4 protein-coding genes are annotated in these 19,967 nt (G+C 41.6%); 3 read left to right on the forward strand and 1 reads right to left on the reverse strand.

Annotated elements, in window-relative coordinates; translation table 11 throughout:
• Positions 1 to 56 precede the first annotated feature (56 nt).
• Complete coding sequence (locus LKJ51_RS00710; protein ID WP_291980028.1) at positions 57 to 923, reverse strand: TrmH family RNA methyltransferase; 867 nt, start codon at positions 921 to 923, stop codon at positions 57 to 59.
• A gap of 186 nt (positions 924 to 1,109) precedes the next feature.
• On the opposite strand from LKJ51_RS00710, the gene LKJ51_RS00715 reads away from it, so the two are divergent.
• The 3 genes from LKJ51_RS00715 (at position 1,110) to LKJ51_RS00725 (ending at position 19,960) form a co-directional block, all read left to right on the forward strand.
• A complete protein-coding gene (locus LKJ51_RS00715; RefSeq protein ID WP_291980029.1) occupies positions 1,110 to 4,754 on the forward strand; it encodes an SEC10/PgrA surface exclusion domain-containing protein in 3,645 nt (1,214 codons plus the stop codon).
• A 192-nt stretch (positions 4,755 to 4,946) separates the two neighbouring features.
• Positions 4,947 to 5,864 carry a glutaminase A gene (glsA, locus tag LKJ51_RS00720; protein WP_291980030.1) on the forward strand — a complete coding sequence of 306 codons (918 nt, stop codon included), beginning with the start codon at positions 4,947 to 4,949 and terminating at the stop codon, positions 5,862 to 5,864.
• Between the two features lie 401 nt (positions 5,865 to 6,265).
• Positions 6,266 to 19,960, forward strand: coding sequence for an MBG domain-containing protein (locus LKJ51_RS00725; protein WP_291980031.1), 13,695 nt, complete (start codon positions 6,266 to 6,268; stop codon positions 19,958 to 19,960).
• Positions 19,961 to 19,967: the final 7 nt, after the last annotated feature.

A 19,967-nucleotide genomic window follows, 5' to 3' on the forward strand; every position in this document is an offset into this window, starting at 1 on the left:
TAATTATAATTAATTTTACCTAATATAGTACAAAAGTACGATATTAGGTATGCTATCTATTTCTTCAACCGATTTCCTAATTCCCAAAAAGCCAATGCCGAGGCAGCAGCGACGTTTAGTGAGTCGACGCCCGCTGCCATTGGAATTTTGATCGTAAAGTCACTATCCACGATCGTCTTTTCCTTTAGTCCCGGTCCTTCTGAGCCAAGAATAATTGCTAATTTATCGACTTTATCTAGCTTGGGATCGTCAATGCTGACGGTGTTGTGGCGGAGAGCCATTGCTGCGGTTTGGTAACCTGTTTGGTGAAGAAGATTAATCCCTTCAGATTGCCAGATCTTGGCATCAACATAAGTCCATGGTACCTGAAAAACGGTCCCCATCGAAACACGTGAAGCGCGGCGGTAAAGCGGATCAGCAGAATCACTCGTGATGATTACGCCATCTATTCCCAACGCCGCCGCAGACCGAAAAATCGCCCCAATATTAGTCGGGTTAACGATGTTTTCTAAAATCGCAATCCGCGGGTGTTCACTTGGCATTGATGCCAAGAAGCTAGTGAGGTCTGGACGCTTGACACGGTACATTGCAGCAAGGGCACCACGTAAAAGGTTATAGCCACGTAACTGACGAATCAGTTCACTATTAATGACATAAATTGGCGTCTGCCCAAGGCCTGTTGTTTGGTTAACCGTCATTTCATGATCTATATCAGCCAGGTCACGTTCTAGAACTTTCTCTTCAATTAAAAGAGAAGCCGGTCGATAACCTGCACGCAAAGCCCGCTCAATTACTTTGGGACTTTCTGCGATGAATAGTCCAGAATTAGGCTCACAAGCATGCAAAAGTTGCGCTTCGTTAAGCCGGACATACGGATCCAGATCGGCGCCGTCTAAGTTTGAAAGAAAAATTAAATTATGCATATTGAAATCTACCTTATTTATGATAATTTTAGGTTTATTTTACATTGTACATCCAAAGGTCAAAAGATAGCTGCAGGAAAATTACTTTAGCAGTTTTGTAATAAATATTAATAAAAAGAATGATCATCTATCGTCTGAAAAGACTATAATGAAATCGAATTATTTGTCTTTAAGGGAGGACTTTTTGTGTTAAATAGGAAGTTAAATAAAGAGTTGCTTCGCGCTGCGATGGCATTAACCATAATGACTACTGCTGGCTTTGTAACATCTCAAAATGTCAAGGCTGCAGTAAAACCTAACCTAACGCCCGTTCGCGGAGGAGGAAACGAGGATTCTGCTAAAGTCAACCTCGATAATGCTTCAACAGCTGTAAGCAATGCTCAAAAAGCGGTTACTTCAGCTACAACGAAGTTAACGAGTGCTCAGAGTGCTGCAAGTGTCGCTTCTAATGCTGTTAGTTCACAATCAACAGTAGTGGCAAATGCATCAAGTGCAAAGGAACATGCTTCGACAGCCGTTAGTCAAGCTCAAAGTGCTCTTGATACAGCCCAAGCTGGTCCTGCAATTTCCGAACAAATTACAAGTGCACAAAATAAGGTTAATAGTCAAATTACTGTTGTTAGTGATGCAGCCGTTGCGTCAAGTAATGCTCGCAAAAGCGCGACTAGTGCATCCTCAGCATTATCTAATGCTCAAAGTGCTTATAACAGTGCTTCTTCTGCAGTAGTTGCTCAGTCTTCAGCTGTTTCAAGTGCTTCTCAAGCATTAAAGCAAGCTCAAGATGCATTATCGAATATCAATTCTTCGGTGGCAGCTACACAATTATCAGATGCAAGAACGGCTTTGAGTGCCGCTCAAAGCACCTTTAATGCTGCTAGTGCTGCCTTGAAAGAGAAAAAGCAAGCACAGAGTTCAGCATCTTCAGCACTATCTGCTGCTCAATCTGCCGCCTCGGTAGCAAGTGCAGCATTGTCTTCTGCTAATGTTACCTTGAATTCAGCCAGTGCTGCTCTGGATTCAGCCAAGTCTACTGCTTCAGCTGCTGCTAGCGCTGCTACTAGTGCTAACAATGAGGTAGCGACTAAGAGTCAAGCATTAGAAGAAGCAAGACAAGGAAGAGTCCAAGCCGAGACATCCATTCCAGAATTTAAGTTGACGGATGATCAGAAAACAACTACACAAAATCTTGTAAAAGCTGTCAAAAGACTGATTAGTAATAAGATGGAGGAATATGCTCAAGGTGGAAGTGTAAGCTTTGGTACAGCCGACATACAAAATTTGACAGAATTTGATGCATGGAGAGCAGCAATGACCGTTTCGGGTGCTGCTGATGTGAGTGGTAATGTTAACCCTCAAATGTATAATAATTGGGTAGATCAAAATAGTGCTGATCAGCAAGCACAGGTTGATCTTAAAAATATGACTAAGGCACAAGTTACTGATTTGTCTGAATTTGTTGCTGCCACCTTAAATAAACTTCAGTCTGATTTGGGGATTAGTGGTCAAGTTGGTAAAAATATCGTTACCTCTGGAATGATTAGCTATGCTAAAGAGGTTGCGGATAATTATGTTGCATCACAGAGTGCCCAAGATGGTCACTATATTTACGGTTTACAGAACGCTGCTTATGATCATGGCTTCGCAAACCAGAAGAATACTAATCCGGATGATTATGCTCCGACAAATTGTTATGGGGAAAGTTTGGGAACTGAGCTCAGTTCTGAAGATACGAAAGACACAACAATGGCGAAAGTCAAAAATCAGGTAGTATCAACCATAGCCGGAATGCTGTTCAATGATGATAATGGCTCGGAGATGGGGCATGCTATATCAATGACTGGTATTGACTCTATCACTCTTGGAAGCCAATCAAATCCAGTTAAAGTTGAAGATGAGTATTTAGGGGCCAGTTCATCAAATTCAGTAATTAATGATTGGAACGCTCGCCAAATTCACATTCTACAAATTACTCCTAGTCGATTGTCCACTGATGAGGCACTTCAAGATCTAGGTAATAACACCTACAATATCGTTCAAAATCCTTTAAATGCTGCTGCTGTAAATCGACAAGCAGAACAACATATGGAGCAAGCAATTAATAATCCATATGAAAGTAGCAATACATCGAGTGCCGAATCATCAGCAATCAAAGCGGCTAGTGATGCGTTAAGTGATGCTCAATCTGCTGATAGCTCGGCAAATGCAGCTAAGTCAACTGCTGATAGTGCTGTAACTAGTGCTCAAAGTGCATTTAATACCGCTAGTCAGTCGGCTGCTTTAGCGCAAACAGCTGCTAATACGGATAGTAATGCTGTAGTAGAGAAACAAAATGCTTTGTCTTCTGCTAATTCAGCAGTTTCATCAGCTCAAAACGAGTTAAATCAAGCAAGTGACCATCTTAATGAAGCTAAGACAGCTGAGTCAAATGCTCAAACTGCGGTTAATAATATTACTGCCGATCGAGCAACTAAGCAGCAACGGGTTACCGAAGCACAAACCGCATATAACCAAGCTAATGCACGGTTAACTTCCTTAAAGACTGATCTCCAGGCAAAGAGTTCAGCTCTTGCAACTGCATCTGCAGCTAATGATACCGCTAGTCAAGCTGTCGCTGCCGCAAATACAACACTAAATGCTGCTCAAGACCAATTACATACATTGGAAAGCAATCTCCAAGCCTTGCAACATGGTTCCAGTGATATTCCAGCACTTCAACATAATTTAAACATTAAGGAAGATCAATTACGAACAGCTACAGAAAATCTGACATCAGCTAAGAATAAGCTTACTGATCTGGAAGAACAATTACGAGCTGCTACTGATCAAGTAAACTCTGATCAAACGGCACTTACTAAAGCACAACAGGATTTGAGTAGGGCACAATCGGCATACCAAAATGCTCATGATGCTTATTGGACTGACGCACGAAAGTATGGCGATAAAGTAACGATTAGTGATGTCACGATTACAGTTGGAGAAATTACTACAACAAGTGAATTACCAAGATTAGTTATTAAGAATGGCCGACTTACAGTTGAAGAAACTCCTGCTTTAGCTCTTTTCATGAGCTTTGCCTATGATCCATCAGCACGAATTCCTGCAGGAACCACTGCAAATTGGACCGATCCAGCCAAGGTGTTAAATGATATACAGCATTCTGGTGATTATACTGAAGATGTTACATTGAACTTCCCAGATCACAGTGCTTACCAAACTACGGTAAAAGTTCATGTGAAGGCAAAGAGTACCTCTGGTTCTTCTGCTACTCAACAAGGTGGCAGTTCAGCAACTACGCCATCGAGTACTCCGGCAAATCCAGCAACAAGCTCGGCAACTACGCCATCGAGTACTTCGGCAAGCCCAGCAACAAGCTCGGCAACCACGCCATCGAGTACTCCAGCGAGCCCAGCAACAAGCTCAGCAACCACACCATCAGAAGTTCCAGCAAGTTCAGCAACTAGTTCAGCCGCACCATCAGATGTTCCAGTAAGTTCAGTAGCGCCCGCACAATCTGGTGTAGTAAACGCTAACGATGAAGGGACAGTAGAAAATACTGTTCAACATAATAATTTCAGTAGTGTTAAAGTACAAAACAATAATGCTATTTCATCATTAACTGCTGAAAGTGCCACAGCTATGGCTCGTGACATGTCAGGAAAGTTAAATTATGGAAATAGCCAACAGATTCAAACTCATCAGCAATCCCAAACTCAGACTAAGCAATTACCACAAACTGGTAATCAACGTGGTCATGAAGGTACTCTTCTAGGCTTGGCACTTGTAAGTTTTACTACCATGTTTGGCTTAATCAAACAACGTAAGCAACGTTAAGATTTAACTTCAAATAATATTCGTATAAATATTGACATCTTCTGCAGAAATGTGGGAGATGTTTTTTGTTAAAAGTAGTTTTGCAAGGTAATTAAAATTACTAGGAAAAACTTCTAAAACAAATTTCATTACCGCTTAATAATTTTATTAATATTATCAATTGCAGTATCATATGAACAAGGAGATGATCGAATGGACTTAGAAGACGCAATTCAATCCTGCTGGAGTCGGATTGATAATGGCCACGTTGCAACTTATATTCCGGCATTAGCGAAGGTTGAACCTTACCAGCTGGGAGTTAGCCTTTATGACCTGAAGCAAAATAATCAAACTGGTGCTGGATCAACCAAGATCCGGTTCGCAATTGAAAGTATCTCGAAAGTAATCACTCTCCTGTATGCGATTGAGCAGTTGGGGATGACAACCGTAGCAGGTAAGGTGGAAACGCGACAGACCGGCTTTGCTTCTGACACGATTTTGAATATGGAAATTACTAAGGAAACAAAGCCACTAAACCCGTTCGTCAACAGTGGAGCAATCTTAATGACTTCGCTGATTAAGGAGCAGGATCAGCAGTCACCATTTGAACAACTGTTGGCATTTACTCGGGAACTTTGCAATGATAATCAAATCACCCTGAATGAGGAGATTTATCACTCGGAACTACGGACAGGCGACATGAACCGGTCGTTAGCTTACTATTTGAAGGCTAAGGAGATTCTTCAAGGTGATGTACCAGCCACGTTGAAGACTTACTTTAAGCAGTGCTCAATGATGGTGACCTGCGAAGACTTGGCTAACCTTGGTGCAGCGTTAGCGAACGATGGTGTTGCACCGTGGAGTGGTCAGCGGCTAGTTTCCAGCGCTGCCGCAACTTATGCGAAGTCAGTCATGATGACGACGGGACTTTACAACGAATCAGGAACTTATTCAGTTAAGATCGGGGTGCCGACGAAGAGTGGCGTTGGTGGTGGCTTAGTATCCGCTGCACCAAATCGTTATGGAATCGGAATCTTTAGTCCAGCGCTTGATCAAGCAGGTAATAGTAGTGCAGGTTTGGCCTTACTTGAGGTTCTAAGTCGAGAGTTAAATCTTGATATTTTTAAATAAGTGTTAACCAAAATACAAATATAAAAGAGCAAAATCACCGCTAACCTTTTCATTGAAGGTCAACGGTGATTTTAATTAGTGCTACCTATCGAACGAGAAGTGAATAATTTCATAAAAATATAAACGGGTTAAAATTAAGAATTAGTTAACCCTATTAACCTTATTATTGAAGTTTCTTCTTTGATTGTAAAAATAATGATATAATTTATTATGTATAAGTAAAACTAGGCAAACTAGAATGATTCTCAATAAATTATTGATATGTAAACTAAGTATGAAATTAATATTTGGCTATTAGTATCAGTGATTTTCGCGATAGTAATTCACTTTATCTGGTTAAGTCAGGCAAGATGAATTGCTGAATAGTAAGAATTTAATCTCAGCGTAGAGGGGTGTTAAATTTGGGTAAAAACAATCAACAACGAAGAATGATCCCTGAAAGAAAGAACTACAAGTTATATAAGGCTAAGAAACAGTGGATTACTGCGTGTGCAACGGCACTGTTAGCCTTTGGAACAACGGCATTGATGAATGTTAGTGCGAGTGCGGACACAAATTCAACGAACAGAGATCCAGAGACTGAAATTGAGGCTCCTTCGGTTAAGGATGCTCTTAATAGTAGAAGTCCAAAAAGCAACAGCAGCGCAAGTAGTAGCACAAACAAGGGCCAATTAGCTACTCAACAAACTTCAGAGACAGCTCAAACAAGTGTTGCTACTAATGCGGTAACTTCATCTGCTAAAGCCGCGCCTTTGACTAAAACAATAACTGACACGGCTAAAAGCCAAGATAATGGTCAAACGACGGCTAGTTCTGCGTCAACTGTAAAGAGTGGCTTAGTACAGCCAGCAACAACTAGTGATCAAATTAATCAGCAGAGTTCACAGCAAACCACTGCGGATAAATCAGCAAATCATAATGACCAAAGCGCTGCTTCATCAGTCAAAGTACCGGTTCCAGTAATGCCACATGCTGACAGTAGTGAAAATGCTGCACCAGTTGCTTGGACCGACGATGTTGCATATGTTGTGGTAGATACTAATTTAACTAATCTGGCAAGCAAATTCTTGCAAAATGGGGCTGAACTTGAAGCCGCTGGGGCCAAAATTACTTGGGTCGGTGACGTTCCTAAACCAACGCAAGCTGATATAGATAGCCTTCAACCGATTAGCGGAAAAGTTCGGGTTCAATATGCTGACGGCACCAGTAAAGAAGTTGAGGTTGGCGCTATGGTTGAACCTCATGCTACCATCACATCGAATACTTTCTATTATGTTAACAACGTTGGTGATCGAGTTGATTCAGCAACGGCAGCCGATGCTAATGGCCGGAAACTTTGGGACCAGGACGATAGTAGTAAGAGTGTCTTAAATACCCAAGACCTTTATGATCCGGGTTCAGCAACTGCTAAACTTTTAGCGCCCCTTGATACCAGTACGATTGGTATTCATTGGGCTGAAGTTCAAGTAACTGATACTAGTGTTTTTTGGAATGGAGAAGGAACCGTCAGCCAACAAGTTATTGGGACACCGTATATTGTTAAGTTGCCATATGTGGTTAAAACCTTAAAGCTTAAGGATGATATTCCAATGGCTAGTGGTGATCCGACCATTAACGCCCAATTAGCTACTAGTCTTGGTAATGATGCCCAATTGGCTTTTAATCTCGGTACTGGTACTAATACTAATGTAGCAATGGGGGAATATTTTTATCAAGATTATGCGCTAGCAGTGGCTTTGGGCATTGTCACTAAGGTATCTAATTGGACAGCGCCAACAGATTTGAAGAATACGAAAGAGAATCATTTTACTTTGACTCTAGCTCAATTGCCAAATGCACCAGAGCAAAATGTTCAGGTTAAATATATCTCGGATATTCAAGTTGCCCCCATTTATATTTATAATCAAGGAACAACTTATACTAATGGTCTTGGACAAAATAGTGTTTTAATTAAACAATTGATTGCGGATGGTGAGATGAATGGGCAAGTCCATATTGTTTTGCCTGATGGCACCAAGTTAAAGGCTACTGATTTGTCTAATTTGCAGATTAAACTAGCAAATAGAGGACAAGGAATCTTTAAGGCTACTTTTACGGTTGGCTATAACGGCGTGAATAAAGCTGGTCAGCCAAATGTTTTCACTGGTGTAGGGAATATAAATGCTTTACCAGGCTTTAATGACCAAGTTAACAAATGGTATGCTAAATTAAATAATACTAATAAAGCCACTTATCAAGAAGGCATGCATGCTCAATGGACTAACGCCAGTGCAACAATTACACCACTTCAGCCATCAATAGCACAAGGTACCCCAGATGTAGTTGATATTAGTAACGGCCCGATTATGGAAGCTGATAACCAAGTTTTGTCGACCCTCGTTAAGAATCCAGCTGATCCACAGCGTGGCTATGGTGTTACCAAGCCCAACCAATTTACCGATGCTAATGGAAATAAGCTTCCAGAAGGGCAATGGCCTGAAGGGACCAAGTTTGAATGGGCTGGTAAAGATGGGGCCAAGAAGTTGGTACTAGATAAAGCCGGTGAAACCAGAACTGGTGATGTTAAAATCACGCTACCATCTGGTAGTACTTATACTGTCAAAAACATTACGGTTGTTTCGCGTGCAAAAGTTAAGTTAAAGAATGAGACGGTTGATTACGGTACCAAGTTAACAGCCAAAGATTTGGTTACTAACTTAGATGTTTTTCCAGAAGGGACGACTTTCCAGTACATTGCTAATGAGCCTAAATGGACAGTCCCTGGTTCTTACAATACAGTTACTATTACCGCCACTTACCCAACCGTTGATGAAAATGGCAATCCAATTACAGGTAAGGATGCCACTATTACGACCGATCCAGCAAAGTGTGATGTAGCGGTCAATGGTCTGCGGACGATTACTGTTCTTGAGGGGACCACTGATATTCCTAGCGCTTCATCTGTCCTTAATTTGCCAACGGACTGGGCAGCACACGATACGCCAGAATGGGTAACTACACCTAATAGCACGCAAACCAACGAAGGTGAAATCAAGGTTCATTACACGGAAAGTGGCTTGGACCAGACGATTAAGGTTTACGTTAATGTTATTCCTAGGACATCCCTTTCTAATGTGAAGGACTTCTTCACTAATGGTAATCGTTATGATGGTCAAACCGGTAGTATTGCTAATGGTGTAAACCAAGGCGGCATTTTAACTAAGGCTAACGGCAATGCAATTAACTATCAAGCTTATACTGCAAGTGGTCAATCGGGGAAAGTTTCTACGATTACTAAGGGTGATGCTAGTTACACGCCAACTTATTCTTTGTCAGGGTTACAGACTAATACTGATGGCAGTTTAGCTAGTGGCAAGCAGAATGTAACGATTAAGGTCTATGTACCAAAGGGAACAATCGGTGCTAAGACTGACGATCAAGGCAGTTATTACGAATTAAAAGATACGGTTAATGTTGCCCAGAAGGTTAAATTCCAGTTCGTTGATCAATATCACAATGATGCGCCAATTGAGAATATTCCAACTTATTCACAAGAGTTTATTCCTGGAGTCCAAGCTAACCTTAATTTCAGGATGCAGGTGCCGAACGGCTACGAACTAGCATCTGGTACTTCAATTCCAACGTCATATACTTTAGCTGAATTTACTAAGAATCCAATCACTGTTAATGTGCTAATTCACCAGAAGATGCACTTCTATATTACTTTCCATGATGAAGATTCAAAGAAGGATTTAGGTACAGTTGAGATAGCTGACAATTGGAATGGTGGATATCATGATGTGACATCACAACTTCATCTTCCGGCCGGTGTTAATGTAAACGATTATGAGTCAGTTTCGGCTTCTGGTGTGCCAGAAGGTGTAACTTTAGCTGCCAGTTATTGGGATCCTTTTAGTAAAGAAAATGCTACTTGGTGGATTCCAAATTGTAAATGGGATAAAACTTTAGAAGTTGAGTCTAAGCTATGTGATGCAACGATGACCATTAACTTGAAGCATAAAACTACGGTAACGCAAGAGCAGCAGGAAAGAACGGCGACTGTTCATTATATTTATGCTAATGGTAACTATGCTGGGCAAAGTGCAAATCCTAATGCAACAGCTACTTTTATGTACACTCGTGAGAAGACCCATGATGATGTAACTAAGAAAGATACCTACACTGATTGGAAATTTGATAATAAGTTCAATAATGCTAATTACAAAAATGGAATTTCTGATTTCCATCAAGGTCAATGGACCATTAATAACGGCACTGCCACAGTAACTGTTCCAACCAATGATGGCTACACTGCTACAGATTCTGGTGACTGGACTGATAATCAGAATGCTGCTGAATTCAACTTTGATGGTAAAGACGCTTTAACCGACACAGCAACGAGTTACGGTCAAAAGAAAGATCATACCATCTACTACGTCCAAAATAAGACAGAGAGTAGAACAATTACTGAGTACTATAGAGCAGTTAATGATGATGGTACTCCTGGTGAAGAACTACAAGCGCCATCTCACATTGATGTTCACCTTAAGAAAGATTTAGTTAGTTTTGCTACTAATGGCTCGACTGATCCAACTCACTTTACGATTAAGTATGCTGACAATTGGACAACAGCATATGCTATAAATGATCCAAAAGAATATAGTAATCAAGTCGGAAGTTGGGACTGGTCAAGCAATAGTAGTATTAGAAATGCTTTTCCTGTAAACATTACAAAGGATGGTAAGGAATATCATTCAACTGATTTGCCTAATGGAACTAACCAGACCAATGTTATTGATGGCGGATATGATACTGCAGTCTTTAATTTAGTGGGTGATCTTAATACTGCCTTTACTGCTCAAGGTGAAGGTCAAAAGGCAAGTTCACAAACAATCTTCTATCTTAGAGATGATCAAGTTCAACAAGAAAAGAAGCGCACGATTGAAGTCACTAAACCAGGTGAAACTGAAACAGAAACTTACCCTGCAGGAAGTGCAACTTTAACGAGAACGGCTAAACGTGTGTTGAATGGTTTTGATTTTGGCGACTGGAATACTGGTTCATGGACTGCCACTGATCAAGGTGGCGAGATTCCTGGGTATAGCCGGAGCATTGAAGTAAGTACTGACGGTGGTCAAACCTGGACTGCCGGGACTGCTGCTGATTTAGGTAAAGTTACCGTAACAAATAAAACTAAGAATACGATAGTTAAAGTTACTTACGGTGCGGTTGCCACTGCCAAATTAACTGGTAATGGCTCCAGCACTTACAACGGCAGCGCAATTACTAACGCTGATTTAACTAAGGGCATTCACGTCGTAGTAAATGGTCCAACCGCTTCATCAGGTACTTACAAGCTTCAAGCTGGGGATGTTGAATTCTCAAGCGATGGCGGTAATACTTGGACAAAGAAAATGCCAATTAATGCTGATACCTACCAAGTACGCCTAAGTACCCAAGGCGAAGACAACATTAAGGATCAGTTTGGCAACAATAGTATTGTTTGGACGCAAGACGGCAAGTCAACGATCACTAGTGACGCTACTTATATCATTAAGAAGCTAGAAGACGATTCCGTCATGGCAAATGCCGAAACTGGTAACTACGAGATGACGTACAATGGTGCGGCTCCTAGTTCAATTGATGCAAGCAAGTTCAAGTTCACGATAACCGTGAATGGTCAAACCGTTAACCTTGATGCAGCCGGCTTAACCTCAGCTGACTTTGCTTGGGTTGACGGCCAGGCACCAAAGGATGTTGGTACTTACCAAATCAAGTTGACTGATGCTGGTTTAACTAAATTGCAAGCAAACAACTCAAACTTCATTTTGAAGAACACGGGCAATGGTACCTTTACCATTAATCAAGCTGATGCTTCGGCTACGCTTGCCGGTAGTGGTACTCGTCCATACAACGGTCAAGCTGTCACAGTCGATGATTTGAATGTCAGTGATGATCACAATAACATCACTTTGACTTTGCATTATCCAAAGGATGGCAATAGCAATTACTCAACTACGGTTAATTTAACGGCTGATGACTTTACTTGGAACACGCTAAACGGTCAAGCTCCAACCGCTGCTAATACTCAACCTTACACCATCACAATTAAAGCTGATGCTGTGCAAAAGATCATTGAACAAGCAGTTGGTAAAGGTCAAAACGGTGTAAGCAACGTGAAGTTCGCTAACGGTGCAATCACTGGGACAGCTAACTACACCATTACGCCACTTGAAACCAATGCTGAATTAGTTAACGTTACTGAAGGTAATTACAGTAAGGTTTACGATGCTCAAGTAACTAACCAGATTGATTCAGGCAAGTTCCAAATTACGGCGAATGTTGATGGTCAACCTGTTGTCCTTAACATGGATGGCATTACTGGTGGCAGCTACCAATGGGTTGATGAAGAAGGTAATCCTTTAACTGATAATCCAAAGAACGTCGGTACTTACTACGTGAAGTTAACGGATACTGCTTTTGCCCACTTGCAAGCAGAGAATCCTAACTTCAAGTTGAGTAATACTGGTTTAGGCGTTTACACGATTACACAAGCTGACGCTACTGGAACTTTAAGTGGTTCTAACAGCAAGGTTTACGACGGTAGTGCAATTACAACCGGACAATTAAATAACAACGGCGACATCAAGGTTAGCTTGAACTTCCCAGGTGTAAATGGTCAAACTTACACTTTGAAGCAAAACGACTACACCATTAGTGGCAACGCTACTGATGCGGATGACTACACGATTACCTTAACTACTACTGGTGTTACTAATGTTGAAAACTACATTAAGTCACTAGCTGGAACTGGTCAAAATAGTCAAAGCAATGTGAAGTTCGCTGATAATGCCATTTCAGGTACGGCTAACTTTACAATTACCGCTTCAAAGAATGTCGTTAGTGTTGGCGGCATACAAACTGAGACTTATAAGGGTTCACCATATAACGTTGTTTACAAAGCTAATGGTGATAACAGCGTCACAGTTTCAATCGCCAAGGCTGCTGGCAATAATGCTGGTGCTTTAGCAAGTTTGACCAATGTTCACCTTGATTCAGATGACTTCAAGATTGTCAATGGTCCGGCTAAGAATGTTAACAGCTACAAGGTTGCTTTAACTGACGCCGGTTTAGCTAAGATCAAACAGGCTCTTGGTAAGAATTACGAAATATCCGTTGATCAAACTGCTTTTGGTACTTTAAAGATTAATAAATACCAGGCTAGTGCTAAGTTAACGGGTGATCCTAGTCAAGCCTATACTGGTAATCCGATTGCAGATTACTTGAGCAAGTACCATGTAGCATTAGATGAACCAAATGCTTCAAGCTACTCACTAGTTGCTGGTGACCTTGAATTTAATGTCAACGGTCATTGGGTAACTGAAGCTCCAGTTAATGCTGGTAAATACGATGTTCGCTTATCACAAGCTGGTTGGAATCACATTAAGGCTATTAATAGTGCTAATGTAGAATGGCCAACCGATGCTTCAGCTGGTACTGGTACTTACACTATTACTCAGGCCAAAGTTACAACTGAACTTAGCGGTAGCAACTCCATGACCTATACTGGCTCGGCAGTAACGACAGCTGACTTGTATGCTGATGGTTCGACAATTAAGGTTGTCATTAGTGGTACTGGCATTTCTAACTTGCCACAGACTTTTGAATTAAAAGCTGGCGACTATGTATGGCAAACCATTGATGGTCAAGCACCAAAGAACGTTGGTACTTACACGATTAAGTTAACTGCTGCTGGAATTAATAATATTCAAAAGCAGATTAACCAAGCTGTTGGTGAAGGCAATGTTGCTTTGATCACGACCGCTGACAAGGCTGGTACTGCTGACTTTGAAATTAAGCAAGCAGTCGCTGAGAACGTTCAACTGTATGGTGACGAAAAGTCGACTTACGATGGTAATCAGGTTAAATTTGATCCAACAAAGGCAGATGTAAAGAACAACTTTGGTTTCCACAATGTTGCGGGCTTAACAATTCCAGAATTTACGAGTGCAGACTTTGATTGGTTTGATAAGGATGGTAATCCGATTTCTGCGCCAACGAACGCTGGTCACTATATCTTGAAGTTGAATGCTCAAGGTGAAAAGAAATTTGCTGATGCCAACACGAACTACACTTTTGTTAAGGATGGCAAGAGCACGATCACTGGTCAGATTAACTATATTGTTGATCCAGCTGAATTAGTAATTACGGTTGCTGGTAGTGCTTCAAAGGTCTTTGATAATCAACCGGCAAAGCTTACCCAAGCTCAAATTGATGCTGGCGATATCAAACTAGTTTGGGGCAATTCAGATAAAGAACCGACTGGTTTAGGTCAATTTAACTTAACTCCAGCTGACTTTGAGATTGTCGATGCTGATGGTCAACCTGCAGTTCATGCGAATGTTGGTAAAAATGTAGACGGTACATCAGTAACAGGTACACCATATCAAGTTCGTTTAACCGTTGCTGCACTTGAAAAGATTAAAGCACTCTCTGGTGCAAGTAATTACACAATTAGTCAGTCAAAGAATCATGGAGATTACTACATCTATGAACACAGGGCTGAGTTAACTTTAACTGGTAACCAGACGACTGTTTATGGAACCTACTTACCATTTGATCCGAGTGCTTATACGTTAGACTTTAGTAATTGGCTCGAGAGCAGCGCCAAGCCAAAGATTACTTGGCAAAACGGTGTCCTTTATGTTAATGGTCAACCTAATACGAAGAACGTTACTTGGCAAGCTGGTGACCTTTACGTTGATGGCTATCCAGATGGTAGTCTTCCAACTAATGTCGGTTCTTACCAGGTTAAGATTTCGAAGCACTTAACTGATGAACTGCGTCAATTATTCCCAGACTATGACTTCTCTGGCAATATTGGTAGGGCTGTAATGGCACTGCTTAGGAGCAGCAATAGTAGTGTTAGCGATAGCGATGTCGAGGCTAGTCATGAGCCAGCCAGCTATGTTATTACACCAGCAACCACTACGGTAATGATTAATGGTGCTGAACATGTGAAGTACGTTGATGGTGAAACTCCAGAAATTAAGTATGGAGACAATGGCTACACCCTTTCTATCACGGCACCGGTTAAACCGGAAGGCGCAACGGAAACAACGACTAAGCAGATTTATACTGATGTTCAGTTAAGTAATGATGATCTTGAATTTGTCACTACACCAGGGGATGTTGGTACTTACCAAGTTAAGTTATCCGCTAAGGGATTGCAGAAGCTGCAAAAGCTTACTGGATCAACGAACTATGATTGGACGCAAGCTAGTGACGCACGTGCTAACTTCATCGTTGACCAGATGCCAGTGACGATTACTGTTGGCGGTGAAAAGTCCGTTGACTATGGCTCAACAGACTGGTTAACCACGATTAAGGAAGATCCACAAGTAAATGATTATACGTTAACCGTGAAGACCGAAAATGGTTCAACCTTGACTTATCAAGCTCAACCTGGTGACTTAGTCTTCAACCAAACGCCAGGAAATGTTGGGCCTTACCAGGTAGCATTATCTGCTCAAGGGTTAGCTCACATTAAGACCAAGTTAGGGACTAATTACGCTTATCCACAAGATGCTGTTGATGTAACTACTCACGGTACGTTAACGGTTAAGCAAGGTGAAGTTACTGTAACTTTGACCGGTAATGATGGCAAGACTTATGACGCTAAAGAAACAGTAGCTAGTGAACTGAATCCAACTAAATACAATCTTGGGTATTCAGTTGTTGTTTACTCCCCAGATGGGCAATCGCAAACTTTGACTTTAGCAGCTGATGATTTACAAATTGTCGGGGATGCTACTAATGTTGGTACTTATCAAGTTGAGTTGTCAGCAAATGGGCAAAGCAAGCTAAAGAACTTAACCGGCAATAATGGTGACAATTACAAGTGGACCTTTACGCCAAAAGCGCATTACATGATTACTGCAGCGACTGCTCAGGCTGACTTAAGCGGTTCAAACGAAAAGATCTTTAATGGTCTTGCGGTAACGACGCCAGAGCTTAATAGTAATGGTCAAATCTTAGTTCACTTTACTTACCCAGGTAGTACTGAGCAAAGTACTTACACGTTGCAAGAAGGCGACTATACATGGGTGAATGGCAGTGCGCCAACGAATGTCGGGACGTACACCATTAACTTGGATCAAGATCAGATTCTGCAACACTTGCAAGATCGTCTGAAAGAGTTAGCAGGGACTGGTCAAGATGGCGTTGCTAACGTTACGATTTCAACTAATGATCTGACTGGCCAAGCAAGCTTTACGATTACGCCAAAGGAAATTAGCAATGTTACAATTTCTGGTGATGATCAAAGCAAGGTTTACAACGGTCAAGGGGCAAATCTTGATGTGAATGGCTTGACAATTAAGGCTGATGGCACGCTTGAAGGAACGCCATTAGTTGATACCGGTTTAACTGCCGATGACTTTGACTGGTACAGTGCAGCTGGCAAGAAGCTGGAGAATGCTTCAGTGAATGTTGGCTCCTACCAAGCACGGCTAAAGGATAGCTTCCTTGATACATTGAAGCAGAAGAATCCAAACTACAGCTTCGATGCCGCTCAGGGTGTCATTAATTACGACATTAAGCCAGCTCCGGCAACAGTTACGATTGGCAATTCTGCAAGTCGTGATTACGATGGTAAGTCCACATCAGCTGCCGATGTTCAGGTAAGCTGGAACTCAACTGGTTTTGTTACTGGTGAGAACCTGAACCACACTGGTGTAACCGCTAGTGACTACACTTGGTATACTAAGAATGCCAATGGCACTTACACCATCATGACCGGTGAGCCAACGAATGCTGGTACTTACTACTTGAAGCTTAATGATGGTGCAATTGCACAAATCAAGCGTGATAATCCAAATTACAGCTTTGCAAACGATGCATTTACTGGTGAATTCACTTACACGATTAACGCAGTCGCTGGTACGGCAACGTTGAGTGGTCAGAATTCCAAGACTTATGATGGTCAAGACATTTCATTGGCTGATCTGAATAGCACCGATGGAAACATCGAGGTTAAGTTTGCCTTCCCAGGTAGCACTGACAGCGATACTTACCAACTTCAATCCGGTGACTACACGATAGGGCATAATGCGGCGAAGGTTGGTAATTACACCATTAAGTTAAGTGACCAAGGTTTGGCTAACTTACAAGCAGCACTTGATAAGTATGCTGGTAATGGCAACGTAACGTTAGATGCTGATTCGCTGCAAGGCTCTGCAAGTTTCAAGATTAATCCAAAGGTAGCTAACGTCACGCTTAGTGGTAACGATGACAAGACTTACGATGGTCAACCGGCAGTAATTAATCCTGATAAGGGTAGTTTGACTGCTGAAGGCCTTATCAATGGTCAAGGCCTGAACACCACTGGTTTAACTGCTGGCGACTACGAATGGGTTGACGCTCAAGGTAATAAGATTGATGCCCCAACTGATGCAGGCACTTACTATATTCGTTTGACTAAGGCCGGGTTAGATCAGCTTCAGGCGGATAATCCAAACTACCAGCTTAGTGAAAGTGGTCGGATTACCTATGTAATTAGTCCAGCAGAAGCTAAGGTTAAGATCGCTGGCTTTGAACAAGAAACTACTGCTAAGATCAATGCTGGTAATTACCACCTTGATGTGCCAGCGGGCGTAACTGTTCCGGATGGCTTAGAGTACGAATTTGCAAGCACGCCAAACCAATCTGGTACTTACTTGATTTCATTAACGCCAGCCTCGATGCAGAAGTTGATCAAGGCAAATCCAAACTATGACTTGAAGATTTCTTCAACTGCCGAGTTTGAATTAGATGCTACCTTAACGATTGAGTTCCAAGACGCTGATGAGAACAACAAGCAGGTCGGTAAGACGATTACCAAGACCGGTGTCGCTGATTCAACAATTAACAATCTTGGCTTAACGATTCCGAATAAGTACGAATTAGCTCAAGGCCAAACTTTACCTGGAGATTACACATTCGGTACTTCGCTAGAGCAACATTTGTACATCAAGTTAGTTCACAAGACTAAGCAAGATACTCAAACAAAAGATGTTACTCGGACAATTAACTATGAAGGTTTAATTCCTGATCAATTATCACAAATTCCAGATAGTCAAAAGAAGCAAACCGTTGAATTCAGTCGGACGGTTAAGACTGATCTGGTAACTGGAAAGACGGTTCCTGGTAGTTGGACACCGGGTGATGGTCAATTTACATTTGTTGGCTTTACACCAAAACAGTTTAATGGTTTAGTAGCAGATAAAGTTGTAGCTAATGAAGTTGTAACGCCAGATAGTAAGAATAGTTCAATTACTATTACTTACAAGGCAGTGCCAGAACCAGAGCAGGGTCAACAGGTAATTCACTATGTTGATGCTGATGAAGGTGACCGGTTAATTAGTGCTCAAACAGTTACGGGAACTGAGGACAGTCAAATTGACTTTACTCCAGAGGTTCCAGCAAACTACGAGCCAGTTGGCAAGTTACCGTCAACGATTATGATTAAGGGCGGTATTACTACCATTGCTCTAAAGCATAAGACTCAAGATATTAGTGATTCTAAGACAGTCACCCGGACGATTATTGATGAGTTGCCAAGTGGTACCAAGACGATAACACAAAAGGTAACAATTACTCATAAGGGTGTACTTGATCTAGTAACTAATGTGGAAACTTGGGATCCTTGGACAACTGCTACGCTCGCTGAATATGTTCCAGAAGTACCTGATGGTTATACTGCAAGTATTAGTGATGTACCTGAAGAAACTGTAACTGATAAGACGCAGAATTCTACGGTAAAGATCACTTACAAGGCAATCTCACAGCCTCAAGAAAATCAACAAGTAATTCAGTATGTTGATGATGACGAAAATGGTCGACTTATTAGTACGCAAGTAGTTGAAGGAACGGAAGGTAGTGAAGTTACATTTACTCCAGAAATTCCGGCAAACTATGAGCCTGTTGGTGATGTACCAAAGAAAGTAACCATTGCGGCTGGTATTACTAAGATTCACTTGAAGCACAAGACCACTCGTACCAGTCAAACAAGGGATGTTACTCGAACAATCATTGAAAAATTCCCATTTGGCACAAGCAAGACTAAGACGCAAACAGTTACCTTAACGGAAACCGGAATTAAAGACTTAGTAACTGGCAAGACCAAGTGGAATAATGATTGGAAGACAGGTGAATGGAGTGCATTTACTCCAGATGAGGTTCCTGGTTATAATGCTGATCCAACTAGTGTAGCTGCTGAAAAGGTAACTGGTGAAACCAAGGATAAGACAGTCAAGATTACTTACGCTCCAAATGAGCAAACAGGTAAGATCTCCTACCAAGATAAAGATGGCAAAGAAATTACTTCGACGCCACTTTCTGGCAAGACTGATGAGCAAATCAATGTTGATCCAGTCGCACCAGCAGGTTGGGAAATCATCCCAGGTCAGGACATTCCAAAGACAGTTATCGCAACTGCTAATGGAATTCCAACTGTTATCGTAAAGGTTCAACGTATAGTAATTCCACCGGTACCTGAAACGGCTACCGAAAAGGTTCAATTCGTTGATGAATCTGGGAATGTGGTTGCTAGCCAAGATTACAGTGGTGACCTTGGTCAGACTATTCCAGTAGAACTTACTGTTCCAGCTGGTTACAAGCTAGCTGCTGGTCAAGAATTACCAACAGAGATTAAGATTGAAAATGGTGTCATTACCATTAAGGTTGTGACTGAAGGTTCTGATCATCCGGACCACCCAGACCAACCAGTAAATCCGGATCATCCAGTAAACCCAGACCAACCGGTAAATCCCGATCATCCAGATAATCCTAACCAACCGGTAACACCAGATCACCCAGAAAATAATGGTGATAATGCTGGTAAACCAGGTGAAGGTGGCAATGTTCCGGGACACGGCAATGCAAATCCTGGTCATATTGCAAATGACAATTCAATTTCTTCTCAAATTAACCATCACGCCAACGGAAACCATAACAAGACAAACCAATTACCACAGACTGGTAACACTAACAACGAAAAGGCAGCAACTCTTGGCTTCCTCTTCGCGGGTCTTGCAAGTATCTTTGGCCTTACGGGATTACGGAAGAAGAAAAAGTAGTGATTAG

The sequence above is a fragment of the Limosilactobacillus sp. genome, assembly GCF_022651205.1.
Lineage (GTDB): Bacteria > Bacillota > Bacilli > Lactobacillales > Lactobacillaceae > Limosilactobacillus.

Excerpts from the sequence above, each read along its gene's own strand:
- LKJ51_RS00710 (WP_291980028.1), bottom strand. The coding sequence starts at position 923 with ATGCATAATTTAATTTTTCTTTCAAACTTAGACGGCGCCGATCTGGAT.
- glsA (WP_291980030.1), top strand. The coding sequence starts at position 4,947 with ATGGACTTAGAAGACGCAATTCAATCCTGCTGGAGTCGGATTGATAAT.